The following is a 19,398-nucleotide window of genomic DNA, read 5'->3' on the forward strand; positions in this document are numbered from 1 at the left end:
TGCTTTTATTATTAAAAATGTATTAGATAAATAGGGAAACCAGTAGGTCTATGACCTTGATACCAATAAATGGAACGAGTACTCCACCAAGTCCAAAAACGAGCAGATTTCTCCGTAACAGTGCGCTTGCACCTATAGGTTTGTATGCGACTCCTTTCAATGCCAAAGGAATCAGTAATGGGATAATAATTGCGTTAAAGATGACAGCTGATAGTATGGCACTTTGTGGACTACTGAGCTGCATAATGTTTAAACCTTGAAGTGCGGGTATTGCTGCAATAAACAAGGCCGGAATGATAGCAAAATATTTGGCGACATCGTTTGCAATACTAAACGTTGTTAGCGTACCTCTGGTCATCAACAATTGTTTGCCTATCTCCACAACCTCAATCAGTTTGGTTGGATCATTGTCGAGATCGACCATATTTCCAGCCTCTTTTGCAGCTTGTGTACCGCTGTTCATCGCTACACCAACATCGGCTTGTGCAAGTGCTGGAGCATCGTTTGTACCATCCCCCATCATGGCGACCAATCGTCCATCAAGCTGTTCTTTTTTGATATAGTTCATCTTGTCTTCAGGTTTCGCTTCGGCTATGAAATCATCCACTCCAGCTTTTTCCGCAATATATTTGGCCGTCAACGGATTGTCTCCCGTCACCATAACAGTCTTGATACCCATTTTTCGCAACCTTTCAAAGCGTTCATGAATTCCAGGTTTTATCACATCCTGCAATTCTATGACACCGAGAACCTGTTCATTCTCTGCAACGACCAATGGGGTTCCCCCATTTTGAGAGATAAGCTTTACGCGTTCATCTATTTCCTGAGGAAACAGATTTCCAGTCTTTACAATGATATTCCGAATAGCATCTGTTGCACCTTTACGAATACGTGTCTGTGCAAAGTCTATTCCTGAGCTACGGGTCTCCGCGGTAAACTTAATGAATACAGGATTTTCGACCTTATAGCTCGATGGGTTGACACCAGCCAATTCGACAATTGATTTCCCTTCCGGTGTTTCATCCGCCATGGAGCTCAATGTGGCTGCACGTACCAGAGCTTCCTTCAGGACGCCATCTGCGGGGTAAAAATTTGTCGCCTTACGATTTCCGATCGTAATAGTTCCAGTTTTATCAAGCAACAAGACATCAATATCTCCTGCCGTTTCAACTGCCTTGCCACTTTTTGTTATAACATTTGCACGAAGTGCACGATCCATTCCCGCGATACCAATTGCCGATAAAAGACCACCTATTGTTGTTGGAATCAGACAGACAAAAAGTGAAATAAACGAAGCAATGGTGATACCAACATTGGCATAATCCGCAAATGGTTTTAAGGTCACCGTTACGATAATAAATACAAGTGTAAAACCTGCCAGAAGGATTGTTAATGCAATCTCATTAGGTGTTTTTTGGCGGCTTGCCCCTTCAACCAATGCGATCATCTTATCCAAAAAGCTCTCCCCCGGTTCTGTCGTTACCTGCACGACAATTCGATCGGACAAAACCTTGGTACCACCGGTAACTGAACTTTTATCACCTCCAGCCTCGCGGATCACCGGTGCTGATTCTCCAGTAATTGCACTCTCATCTATGGTTGCCAATCCCTCAATAATCTCCCCATCCAACGGAATTACATCACCAGCCTGGCAAACAAAAACATCATCTTTTTTCAGTTGAGCGGACGAAACTACCCGACCATCACGCAGGGTTGCTGGAGTTTCCTCCCGAGTTTTCCGAAGACTATCTGCTTGCGCCTTACCGCGGGCTTCGGCAATTGCCTCAGCAAAATTTCCAAACAACAAGGTTAAAAATAGAATAAGAAATACCGTAAAATTATAACCAAGTGTACCTTGTGATTTTTCCCCAGTCATTATCCAAAGACAAACGACGGCCATAATCAGCGTCCCGATTTCCACAGTAAACATCACTGGATTACGGAACATTATTTTAGGATTTAGCTTCACGAAAGATTGCTTTAAAGCCTGTTGTACAAGTTCTTTCTGAAACAATGTTTGTTGATTGCTCATTTTTAGAATTCTTTAATTTTAAGTACTACATGGAAAAATATTCCGCAATTGGACCCAATGCCAACGCAGGGAAGAAAGAGAGTGCTGCAATAATCGCGATCACAGCGAATACCATTAAACCGAATGTACTTGTATCTGTTTTTAGCGTTCCCTCACCTTCAGGTATAAATTTTTTCTCAGCCAATAATCCCGCAATAGCAATTGGGCCTATAATCGGTATAAAGCGGCCGAGTAACAATACGATACCTGTCGAAATGTTCCACCAAATTGTATTATCTCCAAGACCTTCAAACCCACTACCATTGTTAGCTGCGGATGAAGTATATTCGTACAATATTTCACTAAAACCATGGAATCCAGGGTTATTCAATGTAGAAGCACCTTGGGCTGGAAAGGCTGTGGCAAGTGCTGTACCGACAAGGATTAGAAAAGGATGGGCAAGAGCAACAATCATAGCAATTTTCATTTCCCGCGCTTCAACTTTCTTACCCATAAACTCTGGTGTGCGCCCCACCATCAAGCCACTAATGAAAACGGCGAGTATAATAAAAATGAAGAAATTGAGTATTCCCGCGCCTACACCGCCATAAAAAGCATTCACCATCATCGCTATAAGTTCGTTCATACCAGATAAGGGCATGTAACTATCATGCATAGAATTGACAGAACCCGTCGAAATCATCGTTGTAACAATGCTCCAAAACCCCGATGCCGCTGCACCAATACGTATTTCCTTTCCCTCCATGGCGCCCATAGACGTGTCAATACCCATCTGTGCGATCGCTGGATTTCCAGCCATCTCCATTTTTATATTTGGTATTGTCAGGATGATAAACCCAATGGTCATCACACCAAACATCATCCATGAAAATTTACGCTTGCGAATAAAAAAGCCGAATGCAAATATCATCGCCATCGGGATAATAAACTGGGCAATCATTTCCACCATATTGGTCAAATAATTGGGATTTTCAAATGGATGCGCACTGTTCGCACCGAAAAAACCACCTCCATTTGTACCAAGATGTTTAATTGGGACAAAGGCAGCTACTGGTCCTCGGCTTACCTGTACGGTATCTCCAGCGACAGTAATCATGCTGTCCTTACCTTCGAAAGTCATCGGCATGCCTTGGAATACGAAGATGGCAGCAACCAAGACAGAGATAGGCAGTAAAATCCGGGTGCAAGACTTCACAAAGAAATCGTAAAAATTGCCCAATTGTGTTGTTGTCTTATCCCTAAAAGCTTTGAAAATAACCACTGCAGCAGCCATTCCCACGCCTGCGGTAACGAATTGAAGAAACATGAGCCAAATTTGTCCTAGATAGCTCACTCCTGATTCACCGGAATAGTGCTGGAGATTACAGTTGACCAAAAAAGATATACTGGTATTAAAGGCCAAATCAGCAGTCATTCCAGGATTCCCATCTGGATTTAAAGGCAAATGTCCCATATTCATCAGGATAGCCATGCTCAACAGGAACCACAGTAGATTAATTGTCAAAAGAGCAACGAGGTGCTGTTTCCAAGTCATCTGGAGGCTAGGATTAATTCCTGTCACCCGATAAAAAAATCGTTCCAATGGTTGAAACAATGGATCTAACCAGGTTTTTTCATTGCCATATACCTTAGCTATATATTTCCCAAGGGGAAGTCCGAGTAGTAATGTTACGATGAACATCACTATGATTCCAAGAATCTCTGTATTCATTTCTTTAGTTGATTTGTATAAAAAGTGTATCATGACCGATCGTCATCTAACCTCAAGCTCTTCTTTTCGCTATGTAACACGAAAAGAACTGACTGAAAGCGGGATTTCATCGCAGACGATAGAGAATGAGTAATCTTGTTATTAAAATTTTTCTGGCTTTAGAAGTACATAACAGATATATGCAAAAACCAGTAGTGCTACAATAAATAAAGCTGTCATTTACTTTGATATTAATAGATTATGAATTTGTTGTCCTTTAAGGACCTCTAAAAATGGTATTGGTAGCTGAGCTTCGATTACCGCCCATGCATTGACCGAACTGATGCGCCGAAGACCTCCTAAAGATCTTACAAAGAGATTTTCCAGAATGTATTTGACATAATGGTTTCCTCGCCCATAAATCATTCCGAGGAAATGAATATGCTGGCAAATTTTGTCCGTACTTTGCAATATAATTAAGCTCCGAAGGTGATTAATAACGGCCTGTAGGGCTCCTGCAAAATTGTGCTTCCGCAATAAGAAATTAATCTCTGATCGGATTTCCTTATAATGGAGCGCCATATACAAACCTGCACCGTATTGATTTAATTTTTTCATGTTGTGCGTAAAACTATACTTCAAAATCTAACCGATATAGAGTTGAAAAATCATTGCAATAATCAACACCACTACTATGATCTTCGCTATACGGTCTCCCGATAAATTATGTGCGGAACTTCTGCCTTTATTTTCTTGCTTCTCTTTCATATTATTTCTTTCATATTTTGCCGAAAAAATCGACCATTTTATAGAATAACCAGAAGAACAAAATTCCAGTTATGACGAGTATGATTGTTATTACCATTGTTAAATTTTATTAGTGAATCGCGATTTCATTTTGTTAAACTCAATTACATACCAGCAGCTTTACCGATCGTCCCTCTCGGAGGACTCTTGCCACATACTTTTCTTTTCCGTCCTGTTTTCATATTTACATTCATTTGTCCCAATAAGCCAAACAATGTTCCACTATGCCACAAAAAATCATAACACACTGTTATTCAGGTGTTATAAAAAATAAGCCACAAAATAGCATTGGCGAATCCTATCATTTTGATAAGGTTATTTTATCAAAATGAGAATGACTGTGCTGAAAATGTGATCAAATCATTATAATGTGTAACTTGTCATTTATACTTGAAAGGTGACCAAAAAACATAGAGGGTTTGAACCAGTCTATTCTATAAAATGACGGAAAAGAATGTTTTAAAAATTCATAAATGAATAGGAGAATAGGTGAACCTCCGAATGAGTATTAGCAGAAGTACTATGTAACAAATTTGCAAAGTAACATGAAATTATCGCCAAAAGTTCATATTAGAAATTATTTTAGGGGATACATATTAAATGGGAAAACTTATTAAAGAGACACTTATACAAATAAAAACAATGATAAACTTAAACCTTTTCAAAAAAATCATCTTATCGGTCTTTATGGGCTGTATTTTACTCTCCTGTCAAAATGAAAAAAGCAGTCCGAATACATTAACAGAAGAAGAGCAAAGTAACGGCTGGCAACTTCTATTTGATGGTACCACGCTTAACAATTGGCATACCTACAATAATAGTAAAAATGCTCCTACAGCCTGGGTCGTTAAAAATGGGACTATTTACTGCAATCCAAACAGTGAAAGCCAAAAATATGACTTAGTATCGGACAAAGAGTATAAAAATTATGAGTTTAAGTTTGAATGGAAGCTCGAAAAAGAGGGAAATAGTGGCGTTTTTGTCAATGTACAGGAAAGACCGGATATCAATGCGACCTACCATTCAGGACCAGAATATCAATTGTTAGCAGATTCCCATCCTGATTTTGATAAGCCGCTAAAGCGTTCCGGCTGTCTTTATACATTTCTACCGCAGCAGAACTTTGTCAATATTAAAGCACAGGATGATTGGAATGAATCCAGTATTATTCAGAAAGACGGAAAGGTAACGTTCTACCTGAATGGTAAAATCACTGCTGAAATGGATTTTAATTCCGCTAAATGGAAAGATTTGGTAAAACATAGTAATTTCAAAGATTATCCAGAGTTTGGTAAACATATTAGTGGGAAATTAGCACTACAGGATTGGTCCAGAGGTGTTTCATTTAGAAACCTAAAAATAAAAACCTTATAATAAAAAAGTCCTTAGCAAATGCTAAGGACTTTTTTTATGCAATAGCCTCAGCCCCATCATCCCGCTTTAACCCTCCTATTATCTTCCTGTTCCGCTTTCAATCCCCGCCTTTTGTCGACTGTCTTTGCCAATGAAATCCGTCAGGAGTTAAGCTCTCCCATCGCTAGACATTCAGTCCTTAATAAAGGATCTGCACCTTGATTTGAAAAAGATGCCTTATACACCCCAAAAACTTCACAAGCCTTTAGTAAGTTAAAAAGAATTTAAAATCAAAATATGAATTAAATAAGAAATAAAATACTATGTAAAATAAATTGTAGCGAATTAAATTTCAAAAACGTTACCTATTGTAAGTCACATAAAATCCTGACTTAACTATATTAATGAAGAAAATTATATTCATCGTCCTAGCAAAATTTAACAATAGACAAAAAGAAGATAGAGAAAGCTTCGGTGCGCTATCCTATCAATTTACACCGATAGCCATTCGTTATGGCAATAAACTAGGTGTCTATGGCGAATTTGGATTCGGTTACCTTGGGATTGCAAATGTCGGGATATCCTTCAAATTGTAAATTATCCAATTTTGGTGTTTCATTAACAGTTAAAACAAAACAAACAAAAAAAATATGATGTTAAAACTTACAATATCAGTAATTGCTGTCGCACTCGCTGCAAGCAGTTGTTCAACAACATTGAATACGAAAAAAATGAATACGGATACAACTGGTCTTTCCGTAAAAATTCAATCAACAAATGCTATTGCAGTTAAAAATCCAACGGGCAAGATTCGTCTGTATGCAGTTTCGGCCCAGATAGCAGATGTACCAGCTACAATGATTCTGGAAAAGAGTTTTACAGCGAACCAAATACCTTTTGATCTCAAACTCGATTTACCTAAAAATCACCTTAAGCTCATCCAGCCTAAAGTCAGTGACGCTGAGCCCATAAAATACTACGTAACATTAGATTGGGATTCCAACGGAGACGGCGAAAAGGGAAAAGGAGATATTGCGATTGACTTCAACAAAAAGTTTCCTACTGTGGTCATTGGACAAGAAAATGAAATTTTTGTCGCAGAATCCAAATAATAAAAAAGTTTCCCAAGAGGTATTCGTCGGAGAACGAGATAGCTCTTGGGAAACCACACTTCAATTAGCAGTAAACTACCGCCAGTCAATTCTTGTATCTATCCAAAAACAATCTCTATTCCGCCGAAATAAGTCGTCCGGTCTTTGGTGATTGTAGATAAGTTCTTCCAAGGCGTTAAAATTATAGCGAAACATGTCTTCATCTTTTGATTGAATGGGGCGCAGAATTGAATCTTCATCATCGATAAAAATGTCGGATTCAAAAATATTGATTCGATGCGCATTCACCCATGCAATAGCCGTCTCTTTACTCATGCGCTCCAATGCTTTGGTCGCTTCCTGAAATTGTTTCATTTCCCAGGGAAGATCTTCGGGATAATGTGAGGCAATATAGTCTTGATAAGCTTTTATATCACCTTCACGGAGACATTCGTTGCGAAGCAACAGCCTTGTTGTATCCCGAGCAAAGCTAATATACTCCGGTCGCATAAATAGGCCGTACCTTTTACTATACAATTCTATTTTTTCAGCTAGTTCTTGCCTCATAATTTAATTGCGCAGCAAAAATCATCCCAACCTACTCTCTTCTAATGAGTTTAGACTAAAAAAAATAGATTTTATATATTTTTAACAATCCAATTGAAGAAAATTGAGCGCACATTCTATTTTTTTTCGTACACTGAGATAAATAACATTTCCAATATTTTTAAAAAATCTTTAAGCCAATAATTCCTGCGACGATCAATGTTGCAGACAGGAGTCTAAATACATTGGCTGAATCTCCGAAAAAAAAGATTCCGACCATTAATGTGCCCACTGCCCCTAAACCTGTCCATACGGCATATGCTGTACCTATAGGAATAGTTTTTTGAGCATAAAATAATAATCCGCCACTAATGCTCATGGAGACAATAGCTAATAGAATCCAACCAAATTTATTGGAATCTGGCTGTTGAGCCATTTTTAATCCGAGCGGCCAGCCAATTTCAAAAACGCCAGCAATAATCAATGCAATCCAATTCATTTTCAATAGTTTAAATTTCTAAAGCAAAGATAATCGCTATATAAGGGGCATTTTTTGACTTATATCAAAATCGCGTACTTATCGCCGTATCCGGCTGAGCGTTTCCTGTGTAATTCCTAAATATGATGCAATATGGCCAAGATTAATTCTATTTAACAAATTTGGCTGTAGGCGGATGAGAGATTGATATCGTTCTACTGCAGATTCGGTATGCAGGGACATAATCCGTTCTTCAAGAATAATACAAACCTCCTCAGCAATCTTTCGGCCTATAAGATTTAGTTCAGGATAAATCCTATACAATTCATTCAAATCGTCCACAGAAATTGCATAGATCTCGGAGTCTTCCAGAAACTGGATATTTTCAAAAGAGGGCTTTTCAGTATAAACGGGCAAAATCGATCCAAAAATCTGGTTTTCTTCACCAAACCAACTGTTTATTTCACGTCCATTTTTTAAGAAATAAGCACGAATCAGTCCTGTACGCAAAACAAAATAGCTTGATAAATGCTGCCCTTCCCTCAAAAAATGCTCACCCTTTTTCTTAAAAAAATAACGAGTTCTATTTTCTACCGCTTTCTCAAGTGCTTCATTGAGATAGCCATATTTTTTAAATTGTTCAATTAGGGGATTCATACTATTTTAGATTAAAATCATTCATAGTTTATCGAATTATCTGCTGGATTATACTTTAGAAGTTCTGTATATGCATCGCCTTCAATTCCCAATAGCTGACAAAATGCCGGCTCAGTTTTTACCCCGCTCCTTTTGAGCTGTCTGACCTGCTCAGCGAATTCTACCCCCCTCAATTGAATGATTTCATGCTCTTTAAGCATATGTAAATATCCATTCTGAATTTCAGTTGCTTTATCCGTTGCATAAATTTCAAAAAGCTGTTCCTCAATCGAGAAGCTGCACACGATTACATGACCGGTAGCCCGCTGTAACCGAAAATGTGCATGCTGCGAAAAATTAAGATACAGCTTTTCTTCAAGAGCATCAAAATCATCTACACACAGAATAATGTCTATATCGCTCCCATCAATATCTATCTGAATCGGTATCGTGCCAACTACAATCGGACTGTAGCCCTCAAGACGGTTAATAATCTGATAATCCCTCAGTAACCGATAGGCTTTTTTTTGCACTTTATTTCCACTCTTCAAATACTCTATATTTCTAAAATTTATGGTCATAAGCAAATCGATAATTCGATCACACAAAATAGGTCAGAATATACTAAACAACAAAAGAAAATTGTAACTAAATCATATAAAAAACGATAAGTCTTGTATCTTTATTTGCAACACATCATTCATATGCAGGAGATCCAACATTTCTATCTGAACCAAAAAGAACCAAATAAAAGCTGTCTTTTAGCATTAAGACATATTATTCTTCAACAGGATACGGATGTGAGTGAGACCATAAAGTACGGTATGCCTTGTTTTTGCTATAGAAAAAAAGCTTTCTGTTACCTTTGGACCGACAAACGGACTACATTTCCGTACCTACTGATGGTTGAAGGTAAACATTTGGACCAGTTACAACTGGAAGCAGGTCAGCGTCTTCGGATGAAAACATTGCCTATTGATCCACAGGAAGATCTTCCGATAGACACAATCGAAAGTATTCTGACGGCCGCCTTAAACCTCTATCGCAATGGCACAATTAAAATTAAAAAATAGCCATCAACCAGTGAAATAACCTATCATCAACCATTAAACGATAAGCTATATAATTACCAAATGAAAGCTTCATATAGCAGCGATTGTGGAAATATTTAAATAATATTTACTTAACACAAAATCAATAATACTCTCCTACCTTTATCGCGGTTTAAAAATCACCTAGTCATTTAAACAGCTACAAAACAAATGAGAAAACATTTGATTACCAGCATTTTGCTAAGCACAATTGGTACATCACTTACCTATGCGCAAAATGAAACCACCTCTGCTCTGAATGGAACCGTCAGAGAGGGAAATTCGCCAATCAATGGGGCGACAATTGAAGCCATACATTTACCTTCTGGGACAAAGTACGTTACTTCATCGCGAAGTGACGGTCGCTACAATCTCCCCAATATGAGAATTGGTGGCCCTTATCAAATCACCGTAACTTATCTGGGGCATTCACCCAATATCAAGCAGATCGAGAAACTAGCTTTGGGACAAAGCTCAACATTAGATATTCAGATGCAGTCCGCATCGCAAGTGCTGGATGAAGCTGTCGTTGTAGGAACGAGACAGGGAAAAGTCTTCAACTCCGGCCGAACAGGTGCAGCACAAAACATTTCCAGAACAGCGATTCAAAATCTACCTACACTCAATCGAAGCTTTACAGATTTTGTCAAACTGACCCCTCAATTTTCGATGCAATACGGTAATCCTTCTTTTGCGGGAAGAAGCAACCTTGCAAATAACTTTACGATCGACGGAGCGCTATTTAATAATGCTTTTGGATTACAGGGAACTATCGGAAGTCAAACAAACTCGCAACCCATCAATATGGACGCCTTTGAGGAGATTTCAGTAAACATCGCTCCTTATGACGTCAGACAAAATGGTTTTACCGGTGCTGCAATCAATGCTGTAACAAGAAGCGGTACAAACGAAGTACAAGGTTCGTTAAATTATTATTTCAGAAATCAGAATTTAGTCAACAAATACAATTCGGCCGGGTTAAGAGCACCAGTCAACAACTTCAGCTTAAAAGGCTATGGTTTTACCGTGGGTGGACCAATTATCAAAAACAAGCTTTTCTTTTTTGCAAGCGGTGAGCTTGAGCGAAGAACAGACCCAGGAACAAATTTTATAGCTTCACGTGGAGGAAATACGGGGCCGAATGTTTCAACCGTATCTGCGGAAAAACTTGATGATCTAGCCAACTACCTAAAATCGATCGGCTATAATCCTGGATCTTATCAAGATTATCCTTTAGATACACGCAGTGACAAATTTTCCGTTAAATTAGATTACAATATCGATCAAAAAAATACTTTAAGCGCCAAATATTTCTACTTTCGTTCCTATCGCGACATCCTACCGTCCAATAGTGGTGCGCCCAAAAATAATCGGCAACCGTCCAACCTTGGCCTACCTTTCAGCTCAGCAGGCTACGGTATAAACAACAATATGGACAATGTGAATTTAGAATTACGCACACGTATCAATAGCAAATATTCAAATTCATTGACCGTAGGTTACAATGTCATGAACGATTTTAGGGAATCCAAAGGTGGTCAGCCATTTCCTTTGGTAGACATCATGAACCCCGACGGTAGTAGCATGACAGCATTTGGTTACGAGCCATTTACAGCATTTAATAGTTTAAAGACGAAGGTATTTCAAGCTACCAACAACTTTAATATTTATGCCGGAAAACATGAGATTACATTGGGTGCCAATTTTGAAAACTACAAAACCACCAATGGATTTGCACCGAACTATTATGGTGCCTATACATTTGCCAGTTTAGATGATTTCTACAACTCTGCAAAAAATAATGTTTCTAACGCAACCAAATACCAAATCCAGTATTCTGTTTTACCTGATGGATCATTTCCTTATGCAGAGATTTCAGCACGTATGTTTGGCCTATATGCACAGGATGCCTATGCTGTAAATGATCATTTTAAATTGACTGCTGGATTGAGAGCCGATTTGACGAACATATCATCCCCCAATGAACTGAAAAATGATAATGTAACCAAGTTGAATTTTGATCAAGGTGAAAAGATCGATGTATCAAAATATCCAAAGAGTGCAATTCTTTGGTCGCCACGAATTGGATTTAATTGGAATGTCAATGGAACAAATCAAACACAGGTACGTGGTGGATCGGGAATCTTTACAGGTCGTCCGCCATTAGTATGGATTTCTAATCAGGCCGGCAATAATGGTGTCATGTTTGGTTCTGAATCCATCAATAATCCAACAAATAGACCGTTTACACCTGATGTGGATGCTTATCGCAACGTGAACCACCAAACTGCAGCCAACAACTCGAGTTATAACCTGGCGGTAACGGATAATAACTTCAAATTTATGCAGCTTTGGAGAACGAACCTTGCCGTTGACCAAAAATTACCGGGCGGTGTTATTGGTACTTTTGAAGCCATGTATTCGAAAGATATCAATTCGGTTTATTTCCGTAACGTCAATCTAAATACAACGGATGGAAAATCTTTAGCTGGTGCCGATAACCGTATGCGTTATACAACACCACGTATCTATGGCGCCGCACAACCGACTCCTGAAAATCCTAACATTTCGGATGCTATTGTGATGTCCAATACATCAAAAGGCTATAGCTACACCCTGACGGGAACATTATCGAAAGAATTCAAAGGTGGTTTCTTTGCAAATATCGGTTATACCTATACAGATTCAAGATCTGTGAACGATGGGGGATCTATTGCACAGTCGATGTGGCGTGATCGTTATGTTTCGGGCAATCCAAATAGTGCTGATCTTTCTTATTCGACTTATCTGGTTAAAAATAGATTTATTGCCAACTTCTCTTATCGTAAAGAATACCTGGATCATTTAGGAACGACATTCTCCTTATTTTATCAACTGCAGGATGGGCCTCGTTACTCCTATACCTATGGCGGTGACCTGAATAATGATGGTTTGTCGGGCAATGACTTGATTTATATCCCGAATAGTAAAGCTGAAATTGCTCTTGTTGGCGACAATGCGCAAGACACTCGGACAGCTGATCAACTATGGTCTCAATTGAACGGCTACATTAATCAGGACAATTACCTGAATGCGCACAGAGGCCAATACGCGAAACGTAACGCATTGGTAGGAAAAATGATCGGAACACTGGATATTCGTATTGCGCAAGATGTGTTTTTAAATACCAGCGGAAAGAAACATCAATTGCAGATTACCTTTGATGTATTTAATTTCGGTAATATGATCAACAAAAGCTGGGGAGTTGCCCAATTTGCCAACAAAGCAAACGGTATCTTAAATTACAAAGGATTGAATGCACAGGGACAACCGACATTCTCATTCCCTTATTTAGATGCAACAAATCAGATTCCTTTAACCAACACTTTCTCGAACAGTGTGGATGAAACTTCACGCTGGAGAATTCAGCTGGGTGTACGTTACCGATTCAACCAATAAACAAAAAATAGTGTAAATTTGAACCCATCCTATAACAAAGGATGGGTTTTTAGTTTAATAATCATGAAAAAACTAGCGCTTTCCATTTTTACATTTCTTGTGACCATGACCTGTCAGGCACAGCATTTTGACCTTGTCCCGCTGGGAATATATGGTGGCGAACAAGAAGACAATCTTTCTGCTTATTTAGTAGGAACTCCAAAAGACACGGCCTTCCTTTGCCTCGATGCCGGAACCATAAATACAGGCATCAGAAAAGCCATTGCATTGAAAAGTCTAAATGGTTCGGTCGAAACAATTTTACATAACCAAATAAAGGGATATTTCATTTCCCATGGACATCTCGATCATTTATCGGGTCTTATTATTAATTCTCCTGCCGATAGCAAAAAGAACATTTTCGCTATTGATCCCGTCCTTCAAATTCTACAAAATCACTACTTTATCACGGATACCTGGATCAATTTTGGGGATCAGGGCCAAAAACCCATACTAGGAAAGTATCATTACAACAGTTTACAAGAGGGGCTGGAAACGCAAGTACCAAATACGACATTATCTTTGACGGCATACGAGCTGAGCCATGTAAATCCATATAAAAGTAGTGCTGCCCTCGTCCACTACGACAACCACTATCTCCTTTACCTTGGTGATACCGGTGCCGATCGGGTGGAAAAATCCGATCAGCTAGATAAGCTCTGGAATACCATTGCCCCACTGATCAAAAACAAACAATTAAACAGTATATTGATTGAAGTCTCCTTTCCAAATAATCAACCGGAAAATTTACTCTTTGGTCACCTAACCCCCAATTTGTTGCTAGAAGAACTGCTAAAGCTCAAAGAAAAAACGGGACTGAAAAACTTGCAAGGGCTAAGCATAGTGGTCACACACCGAAAACCAACTGGTGACAACCCTGAAATCATTAAAAACGAATTGCTCAAGAATAATCCACTTAAAGTAAATTATATTTTCCCCGAACAGGGCAAAAAGATAAGTTTAAACTAATGTAAAAAAGATGAAACCGATAGTGGTTTCATCTTTTTTTACCTAGAACTCTTCAATTATATCTGCAATTGTCAAGCGTGATTTTGCGGTAATGGCAGGCTGATTTGCATCCTCCACATGTCGATAGCCAATAGCAACTGCAAACAGCGTCTGATAGCCATCGAGTTCCAGTATTTCATCGTAGACGGAATTTTCAATTCCTTCCATTGGGGTTGCGTCAATATGATTTGCAGCACAGGCTGCAAGGAAAAATCCCAAAGAAAGATACACTTGTTGCTTCATCCAGGATTGAACATGGACCTCCCCTTTCGACTGCAAAAATTGCTTATAGTAATTAATCGATCCCTCTGGAAGCGTGTTTGCGATTTGCTCTTCAAAGCGATCTACATCAGTAAGTGCACTAAAGACAACCAGATGGCTTGCCTCATTTATCTTCTGTGCGTTCCAATAGGATGCGGCAGCGAGTTTTTGTTTCATGTCCGCAGAAGAAACAAAGAAAAACTTCCATGGCTGGCTATTGATGGAAGATGGACTCAATCGGATTATTTCCTTTAATTCAGCGATTTTCTCCTCCGGAATTAGCGCTTCTGAATTATACTTTTTCGTTGTGTAACGTTGCTTTGCAGTTTCTAAAAAATCCATAATATACAAGATTAAATTAACTATATTTTTTATAGTTGCAAACTTAAATATAGTGTTATATATTTGCAATAACGGTCAAACTTGATAGTAACAGATGTATTTGATAGACAACAAACAATATCCATGCAGTACCAGCCTGACTATGAAATACATAGGCGGCAAGTGGAAGGCAGTAATTTTGATCCATTTAATTGAAAAAAAACGCTATAATGAGCTAAGAAAAGAATGCGCCTTAATTACAGAGCGTACATTAAGCTTACAATTAAAGGAACTTGAGGCTGATGGTTTAGTAAAACGTACAGTACATACCGACAAAGCTCCTCTGAAAGTAGATTACGAACTGACAGAATTCGGAAAAACACTTGTTCCACTACTCGAGTCGATTGCTGAGTGGGGAAGAGAAACGGCGGGTCGGACCGAACGGATTCAACAAATGTAACGTCAGCAACTTTCGATCACTCAAATCAGCTATAATGAATGAGCATCTAAAAAAATCAATGCTTTAATTGACGGTTTTGATGCGGAAACAGACTCAGCATTACAGGCCATTTCCAAAACCAAAAAATACAAAAAGGGCGAATTTCTTTTATACCAAGGTGAGGTCTGTAAGTCTAGCTTTTGGATAGAGGAAGGTATTACGAGGAAATACTATATGAATGAGAAAAAAGAAGTAACGACTGAGCTACTTTTTAAACATGATCTCGCAGTCGCCTTTAGCAGTTATGTTTCGAATCAGCCTAGCAGGGAGTTTATTCAGGCAATTACAGACGTTACTGTCTCGTGTATGGATAAACACGCTTTTCAGTATCTCAAAATAAATCATCCTCAACGCATTCAACTCGATCTTTTAATGACAGAATACTATACAATGTGGTTAGAAAAGCGTCTATTTAATTTCACACCCTCAGCGCCATGGAAAAGTATAAGCTACTCCTTAAGGAACAGCCAGATTTCATACGCCATATACCGCTTACCTATATTGCTTCTTATCTGGGAATTTCCCTGGAAACATTAAGCAGGGTCCGTACAAAAATCTAATTATTCTTATCACCAGGGATGATTCTCTTCCTATCATCGACCTATTTTATCGGCAGCTATTATTTTAGCAAAATTTGGACAAAAAAATTTAAGAACGGTCCATTTGAATTTCTTTTAAGACAAGCATCGAACTAGGGACACGCTTAAAGACAGCATTTACGCATCAGGAAGTTTTTGTGATATAAACTTCCTGATAAATTAACAAAGTGCGATTACAGCCGGAAAACAGATCAATGCTGCCACTAAAAAACCTCGTCGACAAGTTCTTTATTAACCATTGCTCCAGCTAGGTTTCCTGTAGCAACAGCATTCGCCACCGAACGCATCATACTAGAATTATCTCCACAGGCAAAAACTCCTGCAAGTGAAGTTTTTTGAAAATTATCTATTTTGATATGTCCCTGTTCCGTTATTTCACAACCTAGTGCGGCAGGAATAGCCGAATGTTGCCTGAAAGGAATGGCCGCATAAACAGCATCAAAGGCAAGTTCACGGCCGTTTTTTAATTGTACCTGCTGAACCCATCCATTCTTGTGCTGGATTTTACCTATTTCTTCTTCAATAATCGAAATACCGTGTAACTTCAGTTTTGCTTTCTGCTTAACATCAAAACTAGCCTTACCCAAAGTCAATAGCGTTAAGTCGGATGACAGATTGTGAACCAAACCTGCAAGGTGAAGAGCTCTTTCACCATTGGCCATAATAGCAGTTTTTCCTTTTCGAAATTCATAACCGTGACAATATGGGCAATGGATAACGGAAATTCCCCAACAAGCTGAAAATCCCTGTATACTAGGCATAATATCTTCCACACCGGTCGCAAAAATGAGCTTTTTAGCCTGAAAGACGTCCCCATTTTCGGTCGTTATTTCATACCCTGTAGCTGTCTTCGTGCCGCTCACAGCAAGCCCTTTATGGAACTTGACACTCGGGTAGTTCAGGACTTCTTCCCTTGCTTTTTTCGCTATACTGAGCGGCTTTTCACCATCATGCGTGATGAAATTATGGGAGTGCGGCGTCTGTCGATTACAAGGTAGCCCACTATCGATAATCAACACATTCCGCAAGGAACGTCCCAATGCCATCGCTGCAGAAAGCCCCGCATAACTTCCCCCAACAATAATTACCTCATAGCTTCTATCATCTTTCATATATACATTATTAAATATTAATCCTCTTCTGACAAATGATGAAGTAGAATGGAAAATTTTCCTCCACTTCCCTAATTTCCATTAATCCATAGGGATCGAATTCGGCATGAATGGAATCAACATCGTAAAAGAACATATGTACTCCAGCAAACATTGCAAATCGATCAGTGCCTATGGCCTCCCCTTTTCCGTAGATGCCTGCCTGCTTTGATACGGTCGTAAAAATCATATAACCGCCTTCAGCTAATTGGTCAAAACAATGCTGGATTAACGCATTACGTTCTTCAGCATCCAATAAATGAATAAGCCCGTAACAAAATACACCGTCATATATATCCTGATCAAAAGGCATTTCATTAACTGAACCATGATGGATAACCGTATCTGCCCCAAAGGATTTCCGGGCGAGCTCTATTGCCGTTTTCGAGATCTCAATGCCTGTAATTTTTATTCCATTTTCCAAAAAAGGGCGACCGTTGCGACCGTAGCCGAACCCAGGAATCAGTATATGTTTGATGTTGTGCTCCAAAAAAAAGCCTAATGCAAAAATTGTAGACTTTGCGGCTTCATCCCCCCACATTTCTTGCTTCTCTATAAAATTACGTTCCCAAAATTCCATACTACTGTTGCTTACATTGTTTAAAATTGAAATCGATCCTGTTGGCTATACCAATTCGGTACTACAATGGATTAAAAGTCAACTCAGCGAAGATAGTATTTTTCACTATTGCAACTATGTAGCAAAAACATTAAATGCAATTAAATTGCAAATAAATTACAATAGGATGAATTATTGAAATCATGGTTATTTATCAGTATTGAAAACCTGTGCTATGCTTAAATATCTTTGCTGATGAAAATGAATATCATCACAAAAACAAAAACATGAAAACTATAAAGACATTTTTAGCAGCTTCATTATTTCCATTGCTTACGATACAGGCCAGCGCACAAAAATTGGATAAGATGCTTTGGTTTAACGAACCAACAGAATGGAACATCAAAGACAATTCGCTTTCGATGTTCGTTACGCCTAAAAGCGATTATTGGCGTATCTCTCATTATGGATTTACAGTAGATGACGCCCCCTTTTTCTATACGCTACGCGGGGGAGAGTTTGAAGTCAAGGCGAAGATCTCGGCGAACTATCAAACCCGGTTCGATCAAGCAGGTATTATGCTGCGCATTGATCATGAAAACTATATAAAAGCAGGAATCGAATTTGTTGACGGAAAATACAATTTAAGTACGGTCGTTACGCATAAAACAAGTGATTGGAGCATTGTTCCGATCGATAAGGAAATCCCCTACATCTGGATCAAAGCGATACGTCGATTAGATGCTGTAGAATTTTTCTATTCCTTTGATGACAAGGAGTATATCATGATGAGAAATGCCTGGCTACAGGATAATCACCCTGTTATGGTCGGTCTAATGGCAGCTTCACCAGACGGCAATGGCTTTCAGGCCAAATTTGATTATTTTACGATCAAACACCTTGCAGATCAACGTCGAAGCAAATGGCTGAAAGAGAATAATTCAAACTAAAAATACCGACGCCCGCCTAAGACAGTCGCATAGGTGGGCGTTATCTTAAGTCAGTATATCCTGCTGCATCTTGTTAAACACACTCACTGCTTCATATGAATTTCGTACACGAAGCTTTTGGAGTATATTTTGCCGATGCCGATTAACTGTATTTATGCTCAGGCCTAGTTTTTCGGCAATTCGCTTGCTAATCATTCCCTCCTTGATACAACTTAAAATTTCTTTCTCGCGTGTGCTAATCGAAGTTTTTGTGCCATAACCATCCAGGTGATGGACAACGCCCGTTACCTGATTGACAATATAATTTCGGAGATTGACTGATGTTTCAGTTTCTGGTAATAGCGTATAACAGCATAAAGCCAACTGTGGAAATTCCGGTCCCGGGGTGTCTAAGTAAAAAATTTGATGGAACAGCTGCATGATTTGCCCCTCTCGCCCCTCGACCCGCAGGACGCTATTTGCTTGATAATTGAATCGCTCCGCTAGATCCATTTTTTTGACCAAGTCAAGAAATTGAAGCTCCAAAGCATGCTTAATGGCCAAATCGTCGGGGTAAACACGTTCGAGCAGAAAATCTTCCCAAATACCGTTTATTTCCATTTTCTTTTCACCTGCAGGAAGATGAAGTCGCTCCGCAATTGTTCCGATATAGGTATAACTCCAGTTCGCTGTCAGGTCACTCAGTACAGCTATACCATTATGAATGTCGGCAAAAGTTTTTGCGTAACTCTTATAGTGTTTTAGCACAGATAAATCAATGCTGCTATTTCGTAGTCCACGCTCCGAAAAATTCTTATCTAATTTTTTTTTGATCTCCGATTTCATTTCATTTCACACTTAAAAAGCTTC

The 19,398-nt window shown here is 38.9% G+C and carries 22 protein-coding genes; 10 read left to right on the forward strand and 12 right to left on the reverse strand.

Translation table 11 applies throughout. The features are described from left to right. Nucleotides 1-22 precede the first annotated feature (22 nt). From kdpB to K2F45_RS17090, 4 genes are all read right to left on the reverse strand, one after another. Nucleotides 23-2,032 carry a potassium-transporting ATPase subunit KdpB gene (kdpB, locus tag K2F45_RS17080; protein ID WP_075993227.1) on the reverse strand — a complete coding sequence of 670 codons (2,010 nt, stop codon included), beginning with the start codon at nucleotides 2,030-2,032 and terminating at the stop codon, nucleotides 23-25. A 25-nt stretch (nucleotides 2,033-2,057) separates the two neighbouring features. Next, complete coding sequence (gene kdpA, locus K2F45_RS17085) at nucleotides 2,058-3,743, reverse strand: potassium-transporting ATPase subunit KdpA (RefSeq protein ID WP_075993228.1); 1,686 nt, start codon at nucleotides 3,741-3,743, stop codon at nucleotides 2,058-2,060. A gap of 141 nt (nucleotides 3,744-3,884) precedes the next feature. Further along, nucleotides 3,885-3,962 carry a potassium-transporting ATPase subunit F gene (locus K2F45_RS27495; protein WP_075994865.1) on the reverse strand — a complete coding sequence of 26 codons (78 nt, stop codon included), beginning with the start codon at nucleotides 3,960-3,962 and terminating at the stop codon, nucleotides 3,885-3,887. After that, nucleotides 3,963-4,340 carry a DUF7674 family protein gene (locus tag K2F45_RS17090; RefSeq protein WP_075993229.1) on the reverse strand — a complete coding sequence of 126 codons (378 nt, stop codon included), beginning with the start codon at nucleotides 4,338-4,340 and terminating at the stop codon, nucleotides 3,963-3,965. It lies immediately after the preceding gene. 831 nt (nucleotides 4,341-5,171) lie between these two features. Here K2F45_RS17090 and K2F45_RS17095 point away from each other — a divergent pair. The 3 genes from K2F45_RS17095 (at nucleotide 5,172) to K2F45_RS17105 (ending at nucleotide 6,994) form a co-directional block, all read left to right on the forward strand. Then, nucleotides 5,172-5,903 (forward strand): 3-keto-disaccharide hydrolase, encoded by a 732-nt coding sequence (locus K2F45_RS17095; protein WP_075994866.1) that lies wholly within the window; start codon nucleotides 5,172-5,174, stop codon nucleotides 5,901-5,903. A 383-nt stretch (nucleotides 5,904-6,286) separates the two neighbouring features. Next, entirely contained in the window at nucleotides 6,287-6,478 is a 192-nt protein-coding gene (locus tag K2F45_RS17100) for a hypothetical protein (RefSeq protein WP_248931931.1), read from the forward strand. Between the two features lie 54 nt (nucleotides 6,479-6,532). Then, complete coding sequence (locus K2F45_RS17105; RefSeq protein WP_145327074.1) at nucleotides 6,533-6,994, forward strand: hypothetical protein; 462 nt, start codon at nucleotides 6,533-6,535, stop codon at nucleotides 6,992-6,994. A 75-nt stretch (nucleotides 6,995-7,069) separates the two neighbouring features. Here K2F45_RS17105 and K2F45_RS17110 read toward each other — a convergent pair whose 3' ends face one another. The 4 genes from K2F45_RS17110 to K2F45_RS17125 all read right to left on the reverse strand — a co-directional run bounded on the left by K2F45_RS17110 (nucleotide 7,070) and on the right by K2F45_RS17125 (nucleotide 9,214). Further along, the gene (locus tag K2F45_RS17110; RefSeq protein WP_075993232.1) at nucleotides 7,070-7,540 is read right to left on the reverse strand and encodes a hypothetical protein; all 471 of its coding nucleotides are present in this window, start codon (nucleotides 7,538-7,540) and stop codon (nucleotides 7,070-7,072) included. A gap of 160 nt (nucleotides 7,541-7,700) precedes the next feature. Then, a complete protein-coding gene (locus tag K2F45_RS17115) occupies nucleotides 7,701-8,018 on the reverse strand; it encodes a DMT family transporter (RefSeq protein WP_075993233.1) in 318 nt (105 codons plus the stop codon). A 78-nt stretch (nucleotides 8,019-8,096) separates the two neighbouring features. Continuing rightward, nucleotides 8,097-8,654, reverse strand: a complete 558-nt coding sequence (locus tag K2F45_RS17120) for a Crp/Fnr family transcriptional regulator (protein ID WP_248931932.1) — start codon at nucleotides 8,652-8,654, stop codon at nucleotides 8,097-8,099. Nucleotides 8,655-8,671: 17 nt separating this feature from the next. Next, nucleotides 8,672-9,214, reverse strand: a complete 543-nt coding sequence (locus K2F45_RS17125) for a DUF4269 domain-containing protein (RefSeq protein ID WP_248931933.1) — start codon at nucleotides 9,212-9,214, stop codon at nucleotides 8,672-8,674. 123 nt (nucleotides 9,215-9,337) lie between these two features. Between K2F45_RS17125 and K2F45_RS17130 the strand changes: the two genes are divergently transcribed. The 3 genes from K2F45_RS17130 (at nucleotide 9,338) to K2F45_RS17140 (ending at nucleotide 14,170) form a co-directional block, all read left to right on the forward strand. Then, nucleotides 9,338-9,706 carry a DUF1801 domain-containing protein gene (locus tag K2F45_RS17130; RefSeq protein ID WP_075993236.1) on the forward strand — a complete coding sequence of 123 codons (369 nt, stop codon included), beginning with the start codon at nucleotides 9,338-9,340 and terminating at the stop codon, nucleotides 9,704-9,706. Nucleotides 9,707-9,895: 189 nt separating this feature from the next. Beyond that, the gene (locus K2F45_RS17135) at nucleotides 9,896-13,162 is read left to right on the forward strand and encodes a TonB-dependent receptor (protein ID WP_075993237.1); all 3,267 of its coding nucleotides are present in this window, start codon (nucleotides 9,896-9,898) and stop codon (nucleotides 13,160-13,162) included. 63 nt (nucleotides 13,163-13,225) lie between these two features. Further along, nucleotides 13,226-14,170: an MBL fold metallo-hydrolase gene (locus K2F45_RS17140; RefSeq protein WP_248931934.1), complete on the forward strand. Its 945-nt coding sequence runs from the start codon at nucleotides 13,226-13,228 to the stop codon at nucleotides 14,168-14,170. Nucleotides 14,171-14,212: 42 nt separating this feature from the next. Here the strand turns inward: K2F45_RS17140 and K2F45_RS17145 are convergent, their stop codons facing one another. Next, a complete protein-coding gene (locus K2F45_RS17145) occupies nucleotides 14,213-14,812 on the reverse strand; it encodes a nitroreductase family protein (protein ID WP_075993239.1) in 600 nt (199 codons plus the stop codon). A 142-nt stretch (nucleotides 14,813-14,954) separates the two neighbouring features. On the opposite strand from K2F45_RS17145, the gene K2F45_RS17150 reads away from it, so the two are divergent. From K2F45_RS17150 to K2F45_RS27505, 3 genes are all read left to right on the forward strand, one after another. Then, nucleotides 14,955-15,251 (forward strand): winged helix-turn-helix transcriptional regulator, encoded by a 297-nt coding sequence (locus K2F45_RS17150; RefSeq protein WP_198385931.1) that lies wholly within the window; start codon nucleotides 14,955-14,957, stop codon nucleotides 15,249-15,251. 108 nt (nucleotides 15,252-15,359) lie between these two features. Next, nucleotides 15,360-15,827, forward strand: a complete 468-nt coding sequence (locus K2F45_RS27500; RefSeq protein ID WP_420833026.1) for a Crp/Fnr family transcriptional regulator — start codon at nucleotides 15,360-15,362, stop codon at nucleotides 15,825-15,827. Between the two features lie 41 nt (nucleotides 15,828-15,868). Continuing rightward, the gene (locus K2F45_RS27505) at nucleotides 15,869-15,985 is read left to right on the forward strand and encodes a DUF418 domain-containing protein (RefSeq protein ID WP_075993241.1); all 117 of its coding nucleotides are present in this window, start codon (nucleotides 15,869-15,871) and stop codon (nucleotides 15,983-15,985) included. Nucleotides 15,986-16,092: 107 nt separating this feature from the next. Here the strand turns inward: K2F45_RS27505 and K2F45_RS17155 are convergent, their stop codons facing one another. Then, nucleotides 16,093-17,001 carry an NAD(P)/FAD-dependent oxidoreductase gene (locus tag K2F45_RS17155; protein WP_075993242.1) on the reverse strand — a complete coding sequence of 303 codons (909 nt, stop codon included), beginning with the start codon at nucleotides 16,999-17,001 and terminating at the stop codon, nucleotides 16,093-16,095. A 10-nt stretch (nucleotides 17,002-17,011) separates the two neighbouring features. Continuing rightward, a complete protein-coding gene (locus K2F45_RS17160; RefSeq protein WP_075993243.1) occupies nucleotides 17,012-17,620 on the reverse strand; it encodes a class I SAM-dependent methyltransferase in 609 nt (202 codons plus the stop codon). Nucleotides 17,621-17,886: 266 nt separating this feature from the next. On the opposite strand from K2F45_RS17160, the gene K2F45_RS17165 reads away from it, so the two are divergent. Then, nucleotides 17,887-18,549, forward strand: coding sequence for a DUF1349 domain-containing protein (locus K2F45_RS17165; protein ID WP_075993244.1), 663 nt, complete (start codon nucleotides 17,887-17,889; stop codon nucleotides 18,547-18,549). A gap of 45 nt (nucleotides 18,550-18,594) precedes the next feature. Here the strand turns inward: K2F45_RS17165 and K2F45_RS17170 are convergent, their stop codons facing one another. Further along, on the reverse strand, nucleotides 18,595-19,374 hold the full coding sequence (locus K2F45_RS17170) for a helix-turn-helix domain-containing protein (RefSeq protein ID WP_075993245.1): 780 nt from the start codon (nucleotides 19,372-19,374) through the stop codon (nucleotides 18,595-18,597). Nucleotides 19,375-19,398 lie beyond the last annotated feature (24 nt).

Source organism: Sphingobacterium siyangense (genome assembly GCF_023277505.1).
Classification (GTDB): Bacteria; Bacteroidota; Bacteroidia; order Sphingobacteriales; family Sphingobacteriaceae; genus Sphingobacterium; species Sphingobacterium siyangense.

Coding starts and splice junctions, on each gene's coding strand:
- kdpB (WP_075993227.1), bottom strand. CDS start 2,032: ATGAGCAATCAACAAACATTGTTTCAGAAAGAACTTGTACAACAGGCT.
- kdpA (WP_075993228.1), bottom strand. CDS start 3,743: ATGAATACAGAGATTCTTGGAATCATAGTGATGTTCATCGTAACATTA.
- K2F45_RS27495 (WP_075994865.1), bottom strand. CDS start 3,962: ATGACAGCTTTATTTATTGTAGCACTACTGGTTTTTGCATATATCTGT.
- K2F45_RS17090 (WP_075993229.1), bottom strand. CDS start 4,340: ATGAAAAAATTAAATCAATACGGTGCAGGTTTGTATATGGCGCTCCAT.
- K2F45_RS17095 (WP_075994866.1), top strand. CDS start 5,172: ATGATAAACTTAAACCTTTTCAAAAAAATCATCTTATCGGTCTTTATG.
- K2F45_RS17100 (WP_248931931.1), top strand. CDS start 6,287: ATGAAGAAAATTATATTCATCGTCCTAGCAAAATTTAACAATAGACAA.
- K2F45_RS17105 (WP_145327074.1), top strand. CDS start 6,533: ATGATGTTAAAACTTACAATATCAGTAATTGCTGTCGCACTCGCTGCA.
- K2F45_RS17110 (WP_075993232.1), bottom strand. CDS start 7,540: ATGAGGCAAGAACTAGCTGAAAAAATAGAATTGTATAGTAAAAGGTAC.
- K2F45_RS17115 (WP_075993233.1), bottom strand. CDS start 8,018: ATGAATTGGATTGCATTGATTATTGCTGGCGTTTTTGAAATTGGCTGG.
- K2F45_RS17120 (WP_248931932.1), bottom strand. CDS start 8,654: ATGAATCCCCTAATTGAACAATTTAAAAAATATGGCTATCTCAATGAA.
- K2F45_RS17125 (WP_248931933.1), bottom strand. CDS start 9,214: ATGACCATAAATTTTAGAAATATAGAGTATTTGAAGAGTGGAAATAAA.
- K2F45_RS17130 (WP_075993236.1), top strand. CDS start 9,338: ATGCAGGAGATCCAACATTTCTATCTGAACCAAAAAGAACCAAATAAA.
- K2F45_RS17135 (WP_075993237.1), top strand. CDS start 9,896: ATGAGAAAACATTTGATTACCAGCATTTTGCTAAGCACAATTGGTACA.
- K2F45_RS17140 (WP_248931934.1), top strand. CDS start 13,226: ATGAAAAAACTAGCGCTTTCCATTTTTACATTTCTTGTGACCATGACC.
- K2F45_RS17145 (WP_075993239.1), bottom strand. CDS start 14,812: ATGGATTTTTTAGAAACTGCAAAGCAACGTTACACAACGAAAAAGTAT.
- K2F45_RS17150 (WP_198385931.1), top strand. CDS start 14,955: ATGAAATACATAGGCGGCAAGTGGAAGGCAGTAATTTTGATCCATTTA.
- K2F45_RS27505 (WP_075993241.1), top strand. CDS start 15,869: ATGATTCTCTTCCTATCATCGACCTATTTTATCGGCAGCTATTATTTT.
- K2F45_RS17155 (WP_075993242.1), bottom strand. CDS start 17,001: ATGAAAGATGATAGAAGCTATGAGGTAATTATTGTTGGGGGAAGTTAT.
- K2F45_RS17160 (WP_075993243.1), bottom strand. CDS start 17,620: ATGGAATTTTGGGAACGTAATTTTATAGAGAAGCAAGAAATGTGGGGG.
- K2F45_RS17165 (WP_075993244.1), top strand. CDS start 17,887: ATGAAAACTATAAAGACATTTTTAGCAGCTTCATTATTTCCATTGCTT.
- K2F45_RS17170 (WP_075993245.1), bottom strand. CDS start 19,374: ATGAAATCGGAGATCAAAAAAAAATTAGATAAGAATTTTTCGGAGCGT.